We start from the raw sequence: 19551 nt of genomic DNA on the forward strand, positions 1-19551 counted from the left end.
ACCTAAGTTAGGTGAGGCTACTATCGGAGTCGATGGTGCGGAAACCTAATCGAAGGGGTGTGAGGTGTCAGTTTCTCCGGAGGTCGCCGACCGAACCGACGCCGTGATCGCAGGCTCCGCCGAACCGCGGCTGTCGGCCGAGCGGCTGTCGGTCGGATACGACGGCACGACGATCATCGACGGCCTCGACGTGACGATCCCGACCGGCCGGGTCACCACCATCGTCGGTCCCAACGGCTGTGGCAAATCGACTCTGCTGCGCACGCTCTCGCGGCTGCTGTCGCCGTCGGCGGGAGTGGTGATCCTCGACGGAAAGGACATCGCGACGCAGAAGCCGAAGCAGGTGGCGCGCACCCTCGGTCTGCTCCCGCAGAACCCGATCGCGCCCGACGGCCTCACCGTCGCCGATCTCGTCTCCCGCGGCAGGCACCCGCATCAGTCCTGGTATCGGCAGTGGTCGCGGGAGGACGAGGTCGCCGTCGCCGAGGCGATGGAACTGACCTCGACCACCGAACTGGCCGACCGCGCCGTCGACTCCCTGTCCGGCGGTCAGCGCCAGCGCGTGTGGATCGCCATGACGCTGGCGCAGCAGACCGATCTGGTGCTGCTGGACGAGCCGACCACCTACCTGGATCTGGCGCACGCCGTGGACGTCCTCGATCTGGTCGACGAACTGCGCACCGAGCACGGCAAGACGGTGGTCATGGTGCTGCACGATCTGAATCTCGCGGCCCGCTACAGCGATTCGCTCGTGGTCATGCGCTCGGGCGAGATCGTCGCCGAGGGATCGCCGAACGACGTGCTGACCCCGGAACTGCTCGCGGCGGCCTTCGGTCTCGAATCACAGATCGTCACCGATCCGATCGGCGGCACACCGATGGTGGTGCCGATCGGCCGGCGCGGCAGGCACGCCGGCTGATCATGCAGCGAGCTTCACCTCGTGCGGCGTGGTGATCTGATCCTCCGTACGCGTCGCGTCGCCCTGCTGTCCGGTCTTGTTGAGACCCCAGCAGTACTGACTCGAACCCGTGACCGCACACGTCACGCTGTAGGAGGTGACGACCTGGCGGACGTCGCTCACGCCTGACACGTGCTGGGGGCTGTACTGCTGTGAGGTGGACCCGTCACCGACCTGACCGTAGAGGTTGTTGCCCCAGCAGCTGACGTCGCCGTCCGCCACCGCGCAGAACGTTCCGATGTCGACGGAGATCCCGCTGACGCCCGTGAGACCCTCCACCTTCGCCGGTGAGCTCTTCTTGGCCTCGGAGTCCTTGCCGAGCTGCTGATTCTTGTTGCTGCCCCAGCAGTACGGAGCGCCCTCGGCGATGGCGCAGGTGTTCCAGAACGGGGTGTTGTCGATGGTGCCGCCACCGACGGACACCGCGGACACGTCTTTGAGAGAGGTGACCTTGGTGGGGGTGCTGTGATCGTCGGTGCTTCCGTCGCCCAGCTGGCCGTCCCAGTTGCGCCCCCAGCAGTACAGCTCGTCGGATGCGACGGCGCAGACCGACCCGGCCCGTGAGGACACCGCCGTGACGTTCGAGAGCCCGGCCACCTTCGTGGGAGTCTTCAGACTGTCGGTGGTCGACCCACTGCCCAGCTGCCCTCCCGAGTAGAAGCCCCAGCAGTACAGGTCGCCGTCGGAGACCGCGCACGTCGAGGAGTTGGACGTCGAGACCGTGGTCACCTTGCCCAGCCCGGGCACCTTGAAGGGGGTGGTCTTCTTGCTCATCGTTCCGGCGTCGCCGGCCTGCCAGAAGAGGTTGTCTCCCCAGCAGTACAGCGATTCGTCCGCGACCGCGCAGGTGGTGACCGCGGAGTTCGATCCCGTGGAGTCGAAGGCGCCCATCGAGACCGCGGTGACGTTCGAGAGCCCGGCCACCTTGGTCGGCGTCTTGCGTTCGGATGTGGTGCTGTCTCCCAGCTGGCCGCTGGAGTTGTCGCCCCAGCAGTAGAGGCTGCCGGAGCCGATCATGCACTCGCTGCCGTACGCCCCGGCGATCTGCGGGGTCGCGTATACCTCGGCGGCGGGCTCGTCGGACGACGGCCACCACAGAGGCGAGGTCGCGGCCACCGCGACGACGGCGACCGCGGCGACGGCGGCCACGATCCAGCCGATACGCCGCCGCTTCTTCGGCGGCTGCGGCGGTGGTCCCGCGAATCCGTAGGGGCCGGGTCCCGCCTGCTGTCCGCCGGGGAAGGGGCCGGGTCCCGAGAACTGCTGTCCCGGGTAGGGCTGGCCCGGGTAGTGCGGTGCCGCCTGGTAGGGCGCCTGTCCGGAGTACTGTGGGGCTGGCTGGGGGCCGCTGTCGCCGTACGGCACCGGCGCCTGGCCGTGATGCTGCGGTCCCGGCCACGGGGTCGGCGCGGGCGTGGGAGCCGGTGTCGGTGCGGGTGCCGGGGTGGGTCCGCTCGGACCGGGCGGCGCCACCGGCGCCACCATCGTGTGCTGTCCGGCTGCGGTCTGGCGCAGAGCCGCGTCGAGCGCGGCGGCGAAGCCGCGGCAGTCGGGGAATCGCGCTGCGGGATCCTTCGCCATCGCGCGGATCAGGACGGGGGTGAGCGCGTCGAGGTCGGGACGCACCGCGCCGAGCGGAGGAGGCGGCTGCTGCACGTGGGCCATCATCAGCGCGGTCGGGTTCTCGGCGGCGAAGGGCGGCCGCCCGGCCAGGAGCTCATACGCGGTGCACGCGAGTGAGTACTGGTCCGACGCAGGTCCGGCGTGGGCGCCGCCGATCACCTCGGGAGCCGTGTAGGCGACAGTGCCGATGATCGAGTTCACCGCCGTCAGCTGCGGCGAATCGGCGAGCTTGGCGATGCCGAAGTCGAGAAGGACCACCCGGTGCAGGGAGCCGTCCGACGACCGGGTGACCACGATGTTCGCGGGCTTGATGTCCCGGTGCACCACTGACCGCGAATGGGCGTAGTCGAGTCCGTCTGCCACCTGCACGATCGCCTGGACCACCTCGGCGGGAGTCAGCCGCGCCGAGGCGAGATTGGGTCCGTCGATGAAACTCATCGTGAACCACGGCTGGTCGTCGGCGATCCCGTAATTGTGAATCGTGACGATCGACGGATGATCGAGTGCCGCCATCGTCCGCGCCTCATTGCTGAAACGTTGCTGGAAATCGGGGTTCGACGCCCCTCCGACGGAGATCACCTTCATCGCCTCGCGGCGGCTGAGTTGTTCGTTCTCGACGACGTAGACGTCGCCCATGCCACCCGAACCCAGCAGTTCGACCACGCGATAACCGGCGATGGTCGTTCCCGGCGCTTTCGACAACTGGCTGCCTTCCTCTGCTCGGCCCCCAACAGTGCGACCTGCTGAAATCGATGTTTTGATGACGGTAGACCATAAGCGGGCCGATACGCGCGACACCGTCTCCCGAGCGAACGACGACGTCGACGCCGGGGCGGGCCCGCGACGGCGGCCGACGGCGGCCTGAGGGGAGGGGCGCGGGTCGTTTCGACTACCCTTGACCCGAGTTCTTTCAGGCCTCTACGCAATAGGAGATGCGAGCCCGGTGGCTGACGATTCTGCTGTCAACGAATTCCCCACCAGCGCCGAGCTGGACGCGGCCGTCGCGGACGCCGTCGCCGCGTTCGACGCCGCCGGCGATCTGGAGGCGTTGGCCAAGGCCAAAGCCGCGTACTTCGGTGACCGGTCGCCCATCGCTCTCGCGCGACGGGCACTGGCCACGCTGCCGAAGGATCAGCGGTCGACGGCGGGCAAGCTCGTCAACGAGGTCCGCGGCAGGGTTCAGGCGGCACTCGACGCCCGCACCGAGACGTTGACCGCCGAACGCGACGCCGCGGTACTGGTCGCCGAGACCATCGACGTCACGCTTCCATCGGGCCGCCGCAGCCGCGGTGCCCGTCATCCGATCACGGTGATCGGCGACCAGATCGCCGACGTCTTCGTCGGCATGGGCTGGGAGATCGCCGAGGGCCCCGAGGTGGAGACCGAGCACCACAACTTCGACGCTCTCAACTTCCTGCCCGACCACCCGGCGCGCTCGATGCAGGACACGTTCTACATCGCGCCCGAGGGATCGCGGCAGGTGCTGCGCACCCACACCTCGCCGGTGCAGGTCCGCTCGATGCTCAGCCGCGAAGTGCCGATCTACGTCGCCTGCCCCGGCCGCACCTTCCGGACCGACGAACTCGATGCGACCCACACCCCGGTCTTCCACCAGATCGAAGGGCTGGCCGTCGACAAGGGCCTGACGATGGCCAACCTGCGCGGCACGCTCGAGGTGCTGGCGAAGGCGCTCTTCGGTCCCGAGACCACCACTCGGATGCGCGCCAGCTACTTCCCCTTCACCGAACCCTCCGCCGAGGTCGACGTGTGGTTCCCGGGAAAGAAGGGCGGCGCCGGATGGGTGGAGTGGGGCGGTTGCGGCATGGTGAACCCGAACGTCCTCCGGTCCAGCGGCATCGACCCGGACGTGTACACCGGTTTCGCCTTCGGAATGGGACTCGAGCGGACCCTCCAGTTCCGAAACGACCTGCCCGACATGCGCGACATGGTCGAAGGCGACGTGCGCTTCACCCTCCCGTTCGGTCCGGCCCTCTAGCAGAATCTTCGCAGCGATCACACGAAAGTAGTTGGTGAACAAGTGCGTCTCCCAAAGTCCTGGCTGACCGAGGTCCTCCGCGAAGGCTCCCCGGATTGGACCGCCTCGACCGAGGAGATCGACGCGGGTTTCGTACGCGTCGGTTTCGAGATCGAGGACATCGAGCCCTTCCCGGAGATCACCGGTCCGCTCGTCATCGGCCGTGTCGAGGCCATCGAGGAGCTCACCGAGTTCAAGAAGCCGATCCGCTTCTGCCAGGTGGCGGTCGGGGAGGAGGCGCCTCGCGACATCGTCTGCGGTGCACGCAATTTCACTGTCGGCGACCTGGTGGTCGTGGCGTTGCCCGGCGTAGTGCTGCCGGGCGACTTCGCGATCGCCACGCGCAAGACGTACGGCAAGACCTCCGACGGGATGATCTGTTCGGTCACCGAACTCGGGATCGGGAACGACCACTCCGGCATCCTGGTGCTCGCACCGGGGACCGCGGAGCCCGGTGCCGACGCCCGCGAGGTCCTCGGCCTGGCCGACACGGCGATCGAGGTCAACGTCACGCCCGACCGCGGCTACGCCTTCTCCATGCGCGGACTCGGCCGCGAGTTGGCCAGTGCTTTCGAAGTGCCCTACGTCGATCACGGTCTGGCCGGGGAGCCGCTGGCGGCCGATGTCGATCGGGAGTCATGGCCGGTCGCGATCGACGCCGACAGTGACGCCACCCGCTACACCGCCCGCGTCGTCACCGGTGTCGACGCTACGGCGTCGTCGCCGTGGTGGATCGCCAAACGACTGATGGTGGCGGGTATCCGGCCGATCTCCGCGATCGTCGATGTCACGAACTACGTGATGATCGAACTGGGTCAGCCACTGCACGCCTTCGACGCGGACAAGATCCGCGGCACGGTCAGCGTCCGCTCCGCACGAGCGGGGGAGACCCTCGAGACTCTCGACGGCGTCACGCGCAAGCTGGACCCTGAGGATGTGGTGATCGCCGACGACTCCGGCCCGATCGCCCTCGCGGGGGTGATGGGTGGAGCCGCGACCGAGGTCTCCGACGAGACCACGAACATCCTTCTGGAGTCGGCCAACTTCGACCAGGTGCGGGTGTTCCGTACGGGCAAGCGCCACAAGCTGTCGTCGGAGGCGGCGAAGCGCTACGAACGGCTCGTGGATCCGGAGATCACCGCGGTGGCCTCCGACCGGGCCGCCGCGCTGATCGCCGAACTGGCGGGCGGCCGCGTCGCCGGTCCGCTGTCGGACGTCCGTACCGCGACCGTTCCCTCCGCCGCCATCCAGATCGACCCGGGACTTCCCGATGCGACCGCCGGTGTCGAGTACCCGGCTGGGACCACCGCCGCGCGTCTGCGCGAGGTGGGATGCGTCGTCGACGGTGACTCGCCGTTGCTGGTGACCCCGCCGTCGTGGCGACCCGACCTGCGCCAGCGTGCCGACCTCGTCGAGGAGGTGCTGCGACTCGAGGGTCTCGAGGACATCCCGGCCGTGGTGCCGCGAGCCACCGGTGGTCGCGGGCTGAGCCCCGCTCAGCGCCGTCGCCGTGCCATCGGCGTCGGCCTGGCCACCGATGGGTACGTCGAAGTCCTGCCTTACCCGTTCCTTCCCGCAGACGTCTTCGATACATGGGATCTGCCCGCCGACGACGTCCGCCGCCGGACCGTCTCCGTGCTCAATCCGCTCGAGTCCGACCGGCCGGAGCTGAACACCACTCTGCTGCCCGGACTGATGGAGATGGCGGCGCGCAACATCGCCCGCGGCCGCCGTGATCTCGCGCTGTACACGATCGGTCAGGTCGTCATCGGCGGTCAGCAGGGTCCGACCGTGCCCCCGCTGGATGTGACGCGCCGGCCTACCGAGGCCGAGCAGACGGCGCTCGACGCATCCCTGCCCGACCAGCCCTTGCACGTGGCCGTCCTGCTCACCGGATTGCGCGAGCCGGCGGGTCCGCTCGGGCCGGGCCGCACCGCGGACGCCTACGACGCGTTCGAGGCGGCTCGGCAGATCGGCCGGGCCGCGGGGGTGGAGCTCGAACTCGTGGCCGACGACCATCGGCCTTGGCACCCCGGCCGCTGCGCTCGGCTCGAGGTCGACGGCGTCGTCGTCGGTCATGCCGGGGAACTGCATCCGGCGGTGCTGGAACGCACCGGTCTGCCCGCGCGGCTGTGCGCGGTGGAGATCGACGTGGACGCGCTGCCGCTGCGCCAGAACCTGCCGTCGCCGAAGGTGTCGCCGTTCCCCGCCGTGCTGCAGGATGTGAACGTCGTGGTGGCCGCGGACGTGGCCGCCCAGGACGTGCAGGATGCGCTGGTTGCCGGCGCGGGAGAACTGCTCGAATCCATCTCGCTCTTCGACGTCTACGTCGGTGCTCAAGTCGGCGAAGGCAACAAGTCCCTGACCTTCGCGCTCACCTTCCGCGCCGCCGACCGCACGCTCACCGAGGATGAGGGGACCGAGGCCAAGATGGCTGCGGTAGCGCATGCGGGCGAGGTCGTGGGCGCCCGCTTGCGCTGACGCGGAGCACGACTAGGTGAATTATTTTGCGCTGTAGTGCATAATGATTTCATGACTATCAAGGTTGCTGTCGCCGGTGCGAGCGGCTATGCGGGCGGTGAGATCCTCCGACTGCTGTGCGGGCATCCGCGCCTGGGTTCGGGTGAACTGGAGATCGGCGCACTGACGGCGGGCGGAAACGCCGGCACGCGGCTGGGTGAGCATCACCGCCACCTGTTCCCGCTCGCCGACCGCGTGCTCGAGGAGACGACGCCGGAGGTTCTGGCGGGTCACGACGTGGTCTTCCTCGGGCTGCCGCACGGACAGTCGGCTGCGATCGCCGATGCCCTGCCTCCCAGCACCCTGATCGTCGACTGCGGCGCCGACTTCCGGCTCGAGGACCCCTCGGAGTGGACGGCCTATTACGGCGGTGACCACGCGGGCACCTGGCCGTACGGCATGCCGGAACTGCCGGGCAACCGGGACGTGATCGCCGGAGCGAGCCGGATCGCGGTGCCCGGGTGCTATCCGACGGTGTCGATTCTGACTCTGCTGCCCGCGTTGGCCGCGGGCCTGGTGGAACCGGCGGTCACCATCGTCGCGATGTCGGGCACCTCGGGTGCCGGCCGGGCGCCGAAGGTGAATCTGCTGGCGTCCGAGGTGATCGGATCGGTCCGCGCTTACGGTGTCGGCGGTGTGCACCGGCACACTCCGGAGATCACGCAGGCTCTTTCGCGGGCAGCATCGCTCCCGGTGTCGGTCTCCTTCACTCCGGTGCTGGTGCCCACGTCGCGAGGCATCCTCGCGACGTGCACCGCGCGCACCGACGCGTCGATCGATGATTTCCGGTCGGCCTATGAGAAGGCATACGAGAACGAGGCCTTCGTGCATCTCCTGCCGCAGGGAGAGTTCCCCGAGACCGGGTCCGTGGTCGGAACCAACATGGTCTCGATCGGTCTGTCCGTCGACGAGCGGTCCGGCACCTTCGTCGCCGTCGGCGCCGTCGACAACCTGACCAAGGGCACCGGCGGTGCGGCCGTCCAGTCGATGAACCTGGCCCTGGGTTGGGGCGAAGGCGAGGGCCTGGCGACCGTGGGAGTGGCACCGTGACCGAAGCAGAGACAGGCTCGAACAGCGTGAAGGACCCGACCGTGACAGACACCCAGACCGTTCCCGTGCCGGACATCGATCTCCTGGTCGGCTCGCGGATGACCCGCCGCCAGGGCGTCACGGCGCCGCTGGGCTTCCGGGCGGCGGGAATCGCGGCGGGGATCAAGGCCAACGGGAAGCCCGACCTCGCGCTGGTGTTCAACGAGGGCCCCGACCTGGCGGCGTCGGCGGTGTTCACTCGCAATCAGGTCAAGGCCGCACCGGTGCTGTGGTCGCAGAAGGTGATCGAGAACCGGTCTCTGCGCGCCGTGATCCTCAATTCCGGTGGAGCGAACGCATGTACCGGGCCCGAGGGCTTTCAGGACACGCACGCCACCGCGGAAGCGGTCGCGTCGACGCTGTCGAGCTGGGGTACCGAGACCGGGCCCGTCGAGGTGGCCGTCTGCTCGACCGGCCTGATCGGCGAGCGGCTGCCGATGGACAAGGTGCTCGCCGGAGTCACCGAGATCGTGCACGAGATGGGCGGCGGACTCGAAGGCGGGACCGACGCCGCCTACGCGATCATGACCACCGACACCGTCCCGAAGCAGGTGGCCTTGCACCACACCGGCGGCTGGAACGTCGGCGGCATGGCGAAGGGTGCGGGCATGCTCGCCCCGTCGCTCGCGACCATGCTGGTGGTGCTGACCACCGACGCCAAGGTGAGCGCGGAGTCGGTCGACCTCGCGCTGCGCCGCGCCACCGCGCGCACCTTCGACCGTCTCGACGTCGACGGCTCCATCTCCACCAATGACACAGTGCTGCTGCTCTCGTCCGGCGCCAGCCAGATCGAGGTCTCCCAGGCCGAGCTCGACGCCGCGGTCTTCGCCGTGTGCGACGATCTGGCCGGTCAGCTGCAGAACGACGCCGAGGGCGTCACCAAGCGGATCGCGATCACCGTGACCGGCGCGGCGACCGAGGACGACGCGCTGGTGATCGCGCGGTCGGTGGCGCGCGACTCGCTCGTCAAGACCGCGCTCTTCGGCTCCGATCCGAACTGGGGCCGCGTCCTCGCCGCCATCGGCGCCGCGCCCGTGACCATCGATCCCGATCGGATCACGGTGTCGTTCAACGGTTCTCCGATCTGCCGCAACGGCACCGGAGTACCCGGGGCCCGCGATGTCGACCTCTCCGGCGATCGCATCGAGGTCGTCGCCGACCTCGGCCTCGGGAACGCCGAGGCGACCATTCGCACCACCGACCTGTCGCACGCTTACGTGGAAGAGAATTCGGCCTACTCGTCATGACGAACACTGACACCTCACCGCTGAGCACCGCCACACCGCTGCAGAAGGCCGGCGTCATCGCCGAATCGCTGCCCGCACTGCAGGCGCTCCACGGCAAGCGCGTCGTCGTCAAGTACGGCGGAAACGCGATGGTCGACGCTGACCTGAAGACGGCGTTCGCCGCCGACATGGTCCTCCTGCGCGCGTGCGGCATCCATCCGGTGGTGGTGCACGGCGGCGGTCCGCAGATCTCCGCGATGCTCGCACGCCTCGGTCTCGAAGGCGAGTTCCGCGGCGGCTTCCGCGTCACCACGCCCGAGGTCATGGACGTCGTCCGGATGGTCCTGTTCGGCCAGGTGGGCCGTGAACTCGTCGGCCTGATCAACGCGCACGGACCGTACGCCGTCGGCATCACCGGCGAGGACGCCCACCTGTTCACGGCGACGCGCCGGACGGTGATGGTCGACGGAGAGCCCACCGATATCGGGCTGGTCGGCGACATCGCGGCGGTCAACACCTCCGCGGTCGACGACCTGATCGCGGCCGGCCGGATCCCGGTGATCTCGACCATCGCGCCGGATGCCGACGGCCAGGTGCACAACATCAACGCCGACACCGCCGCGGGCGCCGTCGCTGCAGCGCTCGGTGCCGAGCATCTGGTGATGTTGACCGATGTGGAGGGTCTCTACACCGACTGGCCGGACCGCTCGTCGCTGGTCTCGACGATCACCGCGGGTGAGGTCGCGACACTTCTGCCCTCCCTCGACTCCGGCATGGTGCCGAAGATGGAGGCCTGCATGCGCGCCGTTCAGGAGGGGATCGGTGCCGCACACGTCATCGACGGCCGTGAAGCGCATTCCGTGCTGGCCGCCCTGCTCACCGCGTCGACGTCGGGAACCACCGTCGTCGCCGACGATCCCGATGGAGGACGGCAGTGACCGCACCCCTGCAGCAGCGGTGGTCCGCTGCGCTGATGAACAACTACGGCACCCCGCCGGTCGCGCTGGTGCGCGGCGACGGCGCGGTCGTGTACGACGCCGACGGCCGGGAGTACCTCGACCTGCTCGGCGGCATCGCGGTGAACGCGCTCGGCCATGCGAACCCGGCCATCGTCGAGGCGGTGACCGCTCAACTCTCGACTCTCGGCCACGTGTCGAATCTGTACATCTCGCGGCCGGTCGTGGAACTGGGCGAGCGGCTCTGCGCGGCCGTCGGCCACGGGGCCCGCGCCTTCCTGTGCAATTCCGGCACGGAGGCCAACGAGGCGGCCTTCAAGCTCGCCCGCAGGACCGGCAGACCGCAGATCATCGCGGCCGAGGGGGGATTTCACGGCCGCACCATGGGTGCGCTCGCGATGACCGGGCAGCCGGCCAAGCGCGCCCCCTTCGAACCGATGCCCGCCGGCGTCGACTTCGTTCCCTACGGCGATGCGCAGGCGCTCCGCGCCGCCGTGTCCGAGCGGACCGCAGCGGTGATCCTGGAGCCGATCCAAGGCGAGAACGGCGTGGTGGTCCCGCCCCCGGACTACCTCGCTCAGGCACGGGCGATCACCGCCGAGCACGGTGCGCTGCTGATGCTCGACGAGGTACAGACCGGTATCGGCCGCACGGGCTGGATGTTCGCGCACCAGCGCGCGGGAATCGTGCCCGACGTCATGACCCTCGCCAAGGGCCTGGGCGGCGGCATGCCGATCGGTGCCGTGGTGGCGACGGGGCCGGCGGCGGCGCTGTTCGAGCCCGGCCAGCACGGCACCACCTTCGGAGGCAATCCCGCGTGCGCCGCCGCCTCGCTCGCCGTCCTGCGTTACATCGACGACCACGACCTCCTCTCGCACGTCGAGCGCGTCGGGAAATCGCTCGCCGACGGCATCGAGGAGCTCGGCCATCCGCAAATCGCGGGTGTGCGCGGCGACGGTCTGCTTCTCGGCGTCGTGCTGAACTCCGGCATCTCGGCGAGCGTCGAGAAGTCCGCGCGGGCGGCCGGGTACCTGATCAACGCACCCGCGCCCGACGTGCTGCGGCTGGCGCCTCCGCTCATCCTCACCGACGAGCAGGCGGCCGGATTCGTCGCCGACCTGCCGGACATCCTCGACGCTGCGATCGACGCACAGAATGGGAATGCGTGACATGACAGAGAACACTCGGCACTTCTTGCGCGACGACGATCTGACACCCGCCGAACAGGCGGAGGTGCTCGAGCTGGCGGCGCGGATGAAGCGCGACCGCTTCGGGTTCCGCCCGCTGGATGGCCCTCGCGCTGTCGGAGTCATCTTCGACAAGAACTCCACGCGGACCCGGTTCTCCTTCGAAGTCGGCATCAGCCAGCTCGGCGGGCACGCCGTCGTGGTCGACGGCGCGAACACGCAGATGGGCCGTGACGAGTCGTTCGCAGACACCGGCCGGGTGCTGTCGCGGTTCGTCGACGCGATCGTGTGGCGCACCTTCGGTCAGGACCGCCTCGAGGCGGTGGCGGAGTACGCGACCGTTCCCGTCGTCAACGCTCTGTCCGACAGCTTCCACCCGTGCCAGGTGCTCGCCGATCTGCAGACGATCATCGAGCGGAAGGGTCGGGCCGCGGGCCTGACGCTGACCTACTTCGGAGACGCCGCCAACAACATGGCCCATTCCCTGATGCTCGGCGGCGTCACCGCGGGCATGCATGTCCGGGTCAGCGGACCGACGGCCTTCCAACCGGATCCGGCCGTGGTCGAAGCGGCGCGGCGGCGCGCGGCCGAGACCGGCGGCAGCGTCGAACTGATCGGCGACCCGATCGCTGCGGCGACCGGCGCCGACGTCCTCGTCACCGACACGTGGGTCTCGATGGGGCATGAGGGCGACGGGCTCGACCGGGTCGGTCCCTTCCGTCCATACCAGATCAACTCGGAGCTGCTCGGGTACGCCGCGGACGAGGCGATCGTGCTGCACTGCCTGCCCGCGCACCGGGGCGAGGAGATCACCGACGAGGTGATCGACGGTCCGGCGAGCGTCGTCTTCGACGAGGCGGAGAATCGCCTGCACGCCCAGAAGGCGTTGCTGGCCTGGTTGATGGACCGCTAGTGGACCGCGCGGACCCCGACCGAACCGCTGCCCGCCGGGCCGAGTCGGCGAGGCTCGCCGCCACGCGGGCCGGCCGGCACGCCCGGATCGTCGAGATCCTGGCGACCGAACAGATCCGGAGCCAGGGCGAACTGCAGCAGAAGCTGGCCGAGCTGGGGATCGAGGCCACCCAGGCGACGCTGTCGCGCGATCTCGACGAACTCGGCGCGGTGAAGCTGCGCGCCGCCGACGGCGGCGCGGGGGTCTATACCGTCCCCGAGGACGGCAGTCCGGTCCGCGGCGTGTCCGGCGGAACCGACCGGGTCTCGCGACTGGTGTCCGAACTGCTGGTGTCGACCGACTCGTCCGGCGACGTCGCGGTGCTCCGCACACCGCCCGGCGCCGCCGGTTATCTCGCCAGCGCGCTCGACCGCGCGCGACTGCCCGGAGTCGTCGGCACCATCGCCGGCGACGACACCATCTTCGTCCTGGCCCGACGGCCGCTCACGGGCGCCGATCTGGCCGCGCGGATCGAGGGACTGGTCTCCAGATCGTAGGCTGAGCGAACGCGCTCACCGACCACCGAACCGAAACACACCCACGCGAGGAGTACTGCCCTCATGTCGACATCCGACACCACATCGTCCGAGAACAGCCACGAGGGCACCAACGAGGGGGCTCTGTGGGGCGGCCGGTTCGCCGACGGCCCGGCCGCGGCGATGGCCGCGCTGAGCAAGTCGACGCATTTCGACTGGGCGTTGGCCCCGTACGACATCCAGGCGTCGAAGGCGCACGCCCGCGTCCTCGCGACGGCGGGTCTACTGACGGACTCGGACGCCGAGGCCATGCAGGCCGGACTCGATCGTCTGGCCGCGGACGTCGCCGCGGGCGTGTTCGTGCCCGCGGAGTCGGACGAAGACGTACACGGCGCGCTCGAACGCGGGCTGATCGAACGGGTCGGCCCCGAACTCGGTGGCAGGCTGCGCGCGGGCCGGTCCCGCAACGACCAAGTCGCGACCCTGTTCCGGATGTGGCTGCGGGCAGCGATGCGGCGGGTGGGCGCGGGCGTGCTCGACCTCGCGCAGGCGCTCGTCGACCAGGCCGCCGCCAACCCGGGTGTGGTGATGCCGGGTAAGACGCACCTGCAGGCGGCCCAGCCGGTGCTCCTCGGCCATACTCTCCTCGCGCACGCCCAGCCCCTGCTGCGCGACGTCGCGCGTCTGGTGGACGCCGATCGGCGCGTCGCCGTCTCGCCCTACGGGTCGGGTGCGCTCGCCGGCTCGTCGCTCGGGCTGAACCCGGAGGCTATCGCCGCCGACCTCGGCTTCGCCAGTGCGGCCGAGAACTCCATCGACGCGACCAGCTCCCGCGACTTCGCCGCCGAGGCGGCCTTCGTCTTCGCGATGGTCGCGGTCGACATGTCCCGCCTGGGGGAGGACGTGATCCTCTGGAGCACCCCGGAGTTCGGCTATGTGACGTTGGCCGACGCGTGGTCGACGGGCAGCTCGATCATGCCGCAGAAGAAGAATCCCGACGTCGCCGAGTTGGCACGCGGCAAGGCCGGTCGAGTGATCGGCAACCTCACCGGTCTGCTCTCCACGCTGAAGGCCCAGCCGTTGGCGTACAACCGCGACTTGCAGGAGGACAAGGAACCGGTCTTCGACTCCGTCGCGCAGCTGGAACTGCTGCTGCCGGCGATGGCGGGACTCGTCGGCACCCTGACCTTCCATCCGGACCGGATGGCCGAACTCGCGCCGGCCGGTTTCACCCTCGCGACCGATATCGCGGAATGGCTTGTCCGCCAAGGTGTTCCCTTCCGGGTCGCGCATGAGGTGGCGGGCGCCTGCGTCCGTGAGGCCGAGAGCCGCGGGGTCGGACTCGACGAACTCGACGATGAGACGATGGCCCGCATCAATCCGGCGCTGACGCCGCAGGTGCGCGAGGTGCTGACGGTCTCGGGCTCGATCGAGTCACGCAATGCCTTCGGCGGTACCGCCTCGTCGCAGGTGGAGCGCCAGATCTCGGTGGCCAACGCCACGATCGCCGACCTCCGGACGGCGCTCGCCTGACTCCGGCGCGGCGTGTCCGGGCAGGTAACCGGCATCACCGTACGCGCCGACTCGCGGGTACTTCACAGTCGGTGACGGCCGTGACGGATTCGGCGACTAGTACACTGCACGTGCTCGCACACGCCGAATCAGTCGGCGGCCGCGGCATCGGAAGTGGTGAGGGGAGTTACCGCGGTGAAGGGTCTGCCAAATGTCGCCGGCACGGTCGGACGGATCGTCGCGACCGCACAGAACGGTCTCGAAGTCATTCGGATGGGGGGCCTGGATACCGGCACCGAGCCGACACCCTACAAGGTGGTCGAGACCGAGAAGATGTACCGCCTCCGCCGGTACTTTCCAGACGACGCCGGCGACGGCTTCGCCCACATCATCCTGATCCCGCCGATGATGGTGTCGGCCAACGTCTACGACGTGACGCAGGAGAACGGCGCAGTCTCGGTTCTGTACCGGCACAAGGTGATTCCCTGGGTGGTCGACTTCGGTTCGCCCGACCACGAAGAGGGCGGGATGGAGCGCACGCTCACCGACCACGTGGTGGCGATCAGCCGGGTGATCGATCTGGTCCGGCGGGTCGTCGGCCAGGACGTTCACCTCGGCGGATACTCGCAGGGCGGCATGTTCGCCTATCAGACGGCGGCCTACCGGCGCTCAGAGGGACTTGCCAGCGTGGTCACCTTCGGTAGTCCGGTCGACGTACTGGCGGCCCTTCCGCTGGGCCTGCCCGCACAGCTCGTGGTTCCCGGTGCGGAGTTCGTCGCCGACAATGTCTTCAACCGACTGTGGATCCCGAGTTGGTTGGCACGCACCGGGTTCCAGCTGGCCGATCCGGTCAAGACGGCCCGCAGCCGGATCGACTTCCTGCGCAAACTCCACGATCGCGACGCCCTGCTGCCGCGCGAGGACCAGCGACGATTCATCGAGCAGGAGGGCTGGGTCGCGTGGTCGGGTCCGGCCGTGGCCGAACTGCTCCGCCAGTTCGTGGTTCACAACCGCATGATGTCGGGTGGCTTCGTCATCGACGGCGAAGTGGTGTCGATGACCGAGATCACCTGCCCGGTCCTCGCCTTCGTCGGTGAGACCGACGACATCGGTCAGCCACTGGCCGTGCGCGGCATCGTCCGCGCCGCGCCCGACGCCGAGGTGTACGAGACCGCCGCGCCGGTCGGGCACTTCGGTCTCGTCGTCGGATCGAACGCCGGACGTCTCACCTGGCCGACGGTCGGCGAGTGGATCCAATGGCGCGAGGGCAACGGAGAGCAGCCGGCGGCGGTGACGCCGATGAGCAGGACTCGCAGCGAGTCCGGAAGCGGGATCAGTTGGAGCAACCGGCTGACCTACGGTGTCGGACAGGTCGCCGGTGCGGGCACCGCGGTCTCCAAGGAGCTTCTCGAGGCGGTCAATTCGCTCCAGCGCACCACCCGGGCCGTGGCGACCGAGTCGGTGCGCACCGTTCCGCGGCTGTTCCGGCTCGGCCAGATCCAGCCGTCGACCCGCGTCTCGCTCGGCAAGCTGATGAGCGAGAACGCGAAGCGCACGCCCCACGACGAGGTCTTTCTGTTCGAGGACCGGGTGCTGACGCACACTCAGGTCAACGCGCGGATCGACAACGTGGTCGCCGGCCTCATCGAGTGCGGCATCCGGCCGGGGGTGCACGTCGGCCTCATGATGGACCCGCGCCCGTCCGCCCTGGTGACGATCGCCGCGCTGTCGCGACTGGGCGCCGTGGCGGTGCTGCTCTCGTCGAGCGACGCGCTGCCGGAGATGCTCACCCTGGCGGAGACGCGGATCATCGTCTCCGATCCGGTTCACCTCGACCGTGCGGCCGCCGTGTGCGACCGGGTGCTGGTGCTGGGTGGAGGCAGCAGCGACGCCCGTGCCATCGAGCGCGCTGACGGTGAGCACATCGTCGACATGGAGAAGATCGACCCGGAACGCGTCCGTATGCCGGTCTGGTACCGCCCGGACCCCGGACTGGCGGGCGACCTCGCGTTCATCCTGTTCACCGAGACGCAGGGCCGGCTCAATCGGTGGTCGGTCACCAACCATCGCTTCGCCATGTCCGCATTCGGTGCTGCCGCCGCGGCCGGACTGTCGAACCGGGACACGGTCTACTGCCTGCCGCCACTTCACCATGCCTCGGGTCTGCTGACCACGCTGGGAGCCACCGCCGCCGGGCGGTCGCGCATCGCGCTGTCCACGGGGATCGATCCCGAGCGATTCACCCGTGAAGTGCGCCGTTACGGCGTCACCGTGGTCTCGTACACCTGGAACATGCTGGCCGACATCGTCGACGCGCCGGAGTTCGATCCCGGTCAGCTCGGCAGCGTCCGCCTGTTCATGGGTTCCGGACTGTCGGCGGGGGTGTGGACTCGGTTGCGCGAGACGTTGCCGAATGCGCGGGTGCTCGAGTTCTTCGCCACCGCGGACGGATCCGCGATCCTGGCGAATGTCGACGACAGCAAGATCGGAGCGATGGGCCGTGCCCTGCCCGAGACCAACCCGGTGCGCGTCGCCGCCTACGACCCGGTGGCCGAGCGCATGGAGATCGACCGCGACACCGGCTTCGTCCGGGAAGCGGGGCCGGGCGAGGTCGGCATGCTGGTCGCGCACGCCGGCCAGCGCTTCGAGGCGGCGGGTCTGGTCCTGCGCGACGTGTTCCGCCCGCACGATCGCTGGGAGGTCGGGGGGAGTCTGTTCCAATCCGACGCCGACGGCGACCTCTGGTACATGGGATCGGCGCAGGCGGTGATCCGGAGCCGGTCGGGCCCGATCTATCCGGTGCCCATCCAACATGCGCTCTCGTTGATCCCGGACATCAAACTCGCCGCGGTGTACGCGGTCGGCGAGCCGGGCGAGCAGCTCGCCGTCGCCGCCGTCACGCTGCGCGGCGGCGCGACGTCGCTCACTCCGACCCAGATCCGCGTCGGCCTGGGCGAGCTTCCCGCGGCCGAGCGCCCGCACCTGGTGTGGGTCGCCGACTCCATCCCGCTGTCGGAGTCGTTCCGGGCCATGACCAGCCGGATCGCGGCGCGCGGTCTGCCGAAGCCCGGACCGCGGGTCTGGTATCGGGACCAGGACGGTCGCTATCGCCGCTACACGGCGTCCGCGGCCGCGACCATCGACTGGACGGCGCTCCCCGCCGGAGACGATGGTGGCGCCGAGTAGCCTGAAGGCGGTAGGCGCCGCTCGCGACAGGCGATGAGCGGCGCGATCGACGAGACGAAGTGGGAGCTGATGGCAACACGTGCCGAGGGCATCGATCCGGTGGTTCGCGACCGACTGGTGTGCCCCCAGGATCTGGGTGAATTGATCGATGCGGGCGACGAACTCTACAACCCGCGTCTGCGCGTCGCCTATGCCATCGACGCCCACGGGATCCCCGACATGCTGATCGACGACGCGCGTGCGGTCTCAGATGAGGAGCACGCCCGCTTCACCGGAAAGGAAGCGTGAACCGCCGGTGGCCGAGAACATCCTCGACGACCTGATCTGGCGCGGACTCATCGGGCAGAGTACCGACGAGGGAGCGTTGCGCGAGACCTTGGAGAAGCCGATCTCGCTGTACGCCGGCTTCGATCCGACCGCGTCCAGCCTGCACGCCGGACACCTGGTCCCGCTGCTGACTCTGCGCCGGTTCCAGCTCGCCGGTCACCGTCCCGTGGTGCTGGCGGGCGGCGCCACCGGACTCATCGGTGATCCGCGCGACGTCGGCGAGCGGACGATGAACTCCGTGGACACGGTCGCGGGGTGGGCGGACAAGATCGTCGGCCAGCTCCAGCGGTTCGTGACCATCGACGACTCCGACACAGGTGCCGTTCTGGTCAACAACAACGACTGGACCGCCCCGATGTCGACCATCGAGTTCCTGCGCGACATCGGCAAGCACTTCTCCGTCAACGTCATGCTCGCGCGTGACACGGTGAAGCGGCGCCTCGAATCCGACGGAATCAGCTACACCGAATTCAGCTACCTGCTTCTGCAGTCCAACGACTACCTGCAGCTGTACCGCAAGTACGGCTGCGTGCTCCAGATCGGCGGATCCGACCAGTGGGGCAACATCATCGGCGGCGTCGACCTGATCCGGAAGGTCGACGGTGGTACGGCCCATGCGCTGACGGTGCCGCTGGTGACCTCGGCCGACGGGAAGAAGTTCGGCAAGTCGACCGGGGGCGGCAGCGTGTGGCTCGATCCTGAGCTCACCAGTCCGTACGCCTGGTACCAGTACTTCGTGAACACGGCTGACGCCGATGTCGTGAAGTTCCTCAAGTGGTTCACCTTCCTGAGCCGGGAGGAGATCGAGGAGCTCGAGAAGCTCACGGCCGAGAAGCCATTCCTCCGCGAGGCGCAGAAGCGCCTCGCTCGAGAGCTGACGACCCTCATCCACGGTGCAGACCAGACGGCCGCCGCGGAGCTGGCGAGTCGCGCACTGTTCGGGCGCGCCGAACTCAACGAGCTCGATGAGCCCACCCTCGCCGCCGCGCTGGGGGAGACGGGCCTCGCCGAGTTCGACGCCGGTGCCACGCCCTCTATCGTCGAGCTCCTCGTCGCGTCCGGACTCGCCGACAGCAACAAGGCCGCTCGCCGGGCCGTCGACGAGGGCGGTGCCTACGTGAACAACGTCAAGGTTACCGACGCGGACTGGACGCCGGGTTCGAATGACCTGTTGTTCGGCAAGTGGCTCGTCCTGCGCCGCGGTAAGAAGACCTTCGCCGGCGCCAAGATCGGCGCTTGACCGCACAGTCGGACCGCTGACCTGGCGATTTGGGACTCAGCCTCAACGGTGTGTAACTTATTGCAGGTCAGCGCGTCGGTGCTGGCGAGCGAAATGCCCTTCCGGTCGGTGAGTTGATCTTGCCGGGGTGGTGGGGGTAGAGTAGCGGTCCTGCGCCTGGCGGACTTCCTGTTCTTCTTCGGAGTTGGAGAATGTCGCGGTTGCAGGGAAGATTCCAGTCTGGTAGGCTGGAAAGGTCGCCTCGGAGACGGGGTGGCTGGCGGA

Annotated in this window: 15 protein-coding genes; 13 read left to right on the top strand and 2 right to left on the bottom strand. The window is 68.9% G+C overall.

Translation table 11 applies throughout. The features are described from left to right. The first annotated feature begins 64 nt into the window (after nt 1–64). Nucleotides 65–919: an ABC transporter ATP-binding protein gene (locus GSI01S_RS05480; protein ID WP_006895466.1), complete on the top strand. Its 855-nt coding sequence runs from the start codon at nt 65–67 to the stop codon at nt 917–919. Here GSI01S_RS05480 and GSI01S_RS05485 read toward each other — a convergent pair whose 3' ends face one another. Continuing rightward, on the bottom strand, nt 920–3283 hold the full coding sequence (locus GSI01S_RS05485; RefSeq protein ID WP_006895467.1) for a protein kinase domain-containing protein: 2364 nt from the start codon (nt 3281–3283) through the stop codon (nt 920–922). A gap of 241 nt (nt 3284–3524) precedes the next feature. On the opposite strand from GSI01S_RS05485, the gene pheS reads away from it, so the two are divergent. From pheS to tyrS, 12 genes are all read left to right on the top strand, one after another. Continuing rightward, nucleotides 3525–4577, top strand: coding sequence for a phenylalanine--tRNA ligase subunit alpha (gene pheS / locus GSI01S_RS05490; protein ID WP_006895468.1), 1053 nt, complete (start codon nt 3525–3527; stop codon nt 4575–4577). A 42-nt stretch (nt 4578–4619) separates the two neighbouring features. Beyond that, on the top strand, nt 4620–7097 hold the full coding sequence (pheT, locus tag GSI01S_RS05495; protein WP_006895469.1) for a phenylalanine--tRNA ligase subunit beta: 2478 nt from the start codon (nt 4620–4622) through the stop codon (nt 7095–7097). A 51-nt stretch (nt 7098–7148) separates the two neighbouring features. Beyond that, nucleotides 7149–8186, top strand: a complete 1038-nt coding sequence (gene argC / locus GSI01S_RS05500) for an N-acetyl-gamma-glutamyl-phosphate reductase (protein ID WP_006895470.1) — start codon at nt 7149–7151, stop codon at nt 8184–8186. Nucleotides 8187–8284: 98 nt separating this feature from the next. Then, nucleotides 8285–9472 (top strand): bifunctional glutamate N-acetyltransferase/amino-acid acetyltransferase ArgJ, encoded by a 1188-nt coding sequence (argJ, locus tag GSI01S_RS05505; RefSeq protein ID WP_231650268.1) that lies wholly within the window; start codon nt 8285–8287, stop codon nt 9470–9472. Next, a complete protein-coding gene (gene argB, locus GSI01S_RS05510; protein WP_006895472.1) occupies nt 9469–10389 on the top strand; it encodes an acetylglutamate kinase in 921 nt (306 codons plus the stop codon). The genes argJ and argB overlap by 4 nt, the downstream gene beginning before the upstream one ends. After that, nucleotides 10386–11576: an acetylornithine transaminase gene (locus GSI01S_RS05515; RefSeq protein WP_006895473.1), complete on the top strand. Its 1191-nt coding sequence runs from the start codon at nt 10386–10388 to the stop codon at nt 11574–11576. The genes argB and GSI01S_RS05515 overlap by 4 nt, the downstream gene beginning before the upstream one ends. A gap of 1 nt (nt 11577) precedes the next feature. Further along, a complete protein-coding gene (gene argF / locus GSI01S_RS05520) occupies nt 11578–12507 on the top strand; it encodes an ornithine carbamoyltransferase (protein WP_006895474.1) in 930 nt (309 codons plus the stop codon). Continuing rightward, the gene (locus GSI01S_RS05525; protein ID WP_006895475.1) at nt 12507–13043 is read left to right on the top strand and encodes an arginine repressor; all 537 of its coding nucleotides are present in this window, start codon (nt 12507–12509) and stop codon (nt 13041–13043) included. The genes argF and GSI01S_RS05525 overlap by 1 nt, the downstream gene beginning before the upstream one ends. A gap of 63 nt (nt 13044–13106) precedes the next feature. Then, nucleotides 13107–14555: an argininosuccinate lyase gene (gene argH, locus GSI01S_RS05530; RefSeq protein WP_006895476.1), complete on the top strand. Its 1449-nt coding sequence runs from the start codon at nt 13107–13109 to the stop codon at nt 14553–14555. Between the two features lie 174 nt (nt 14556–14729). Further along, complete coding sequence (locus tag GSI01S_RS05535; RefSeq protein ID WP_006895477.1) at nt 14730–17720, top strand: AMP-binding protein; 2991 nt, start codon at nt 14730–14732, stop codon at nt 17718–17720. A 69-nt stretch (nt 17721–17789) separates the two neighbouring features. Next, nucleotides 17790–18008: a Trm112 family protein gene (locus tag GSI01S_RS05540; protein WP_039867034.1), complete on the top strand. Its 219-nt coding sequence runs from the start codon at nt 17790–17792 to the stop codon at nt 18006–18008. Next, nucleotides 17971–19287, top strand: coding sequence for a tyrosine--tRNA ligase (gene tyrS, locus GSI01S_RS05545; RefSeq protein WP_045539027.1), 1317 nt, complete (start codon nt 17971–17973; stop codon nt 19285–19287). The genes GSI01S_RS05540 and tyrS overlap by 38 nt, the downstream gene beginning before the upstream one ends. Nucleotides 19288–19344: 57 nt before the next feature. On the opposite strand, the gene GSI01S_RS20395 is transcribed toward tyrS, so the two are convergent. Next, the coding region (locus GSI01S_RS20395) for a hypothetical protein (RefSeq protein ID WP_217997338.1) at nt 19345–19551 on the bottom strand (207 nt) is incomplete at its 5' end.

It is taken from the genome of Gordonia sihwensis NBRC 108236 (assembly GCF_000333035.1).
GTDB classification, from domain to species: Bacteria; Actinomycetota; Actinomycetes; order Mycobacteriales; family Mycobacteriaceae; genus Gordonia; species Gordonia sihwensis.

Bases quoted from the DNA above. Each gene is read 5' to 3' on its own strand.
- tyrS (WP_045539027.1), top strand. From the start codon at position 17,971: ATGAGGAGCACGCCCGCTTCACCGGAAAGGAAGCGTGAACCGCCGGTG.
- argB (WP_006895472.1), top strand. From the start codon at position 9,469: ATGACGAACACTGACACCTCACCGCTGAGCACCGCCACACCGCTGCAG.
- argF (WP_006895474.1), top strand. From the start codon at position 11,578: ATGACAGAGAACACTCGGCACTTCTTGCGCGACGACGATCTGACACCC.
- argH (WP_006895476.1), top strand. From the start codon at position 13,107: ATGTCGACATCCGACACCACATCGTCCGAGAACAGCCACGAGGGCACC.
- argJ (WP_231650268.1), top strand. From the start codon at position 8,285: ATGACCCGCCGCCAGGGCGTCACGGCGCCGCTGGGCTTCCGGGCGGCG.
- GSI01S_RS05540 (WP_039867034.1), top strand. From the start codon at position 17,790: ATGGCAACACGTGCCGAGGGCATCGATCCGGTGGTTCGCGACCGACTG.
- argC (WP_006895470.1), top strand. From the start codon at position 7,149: ATGACTATCAAGGTTGCTGTCGCCGGTGCGAGCGGCTATGCGGGCGGT.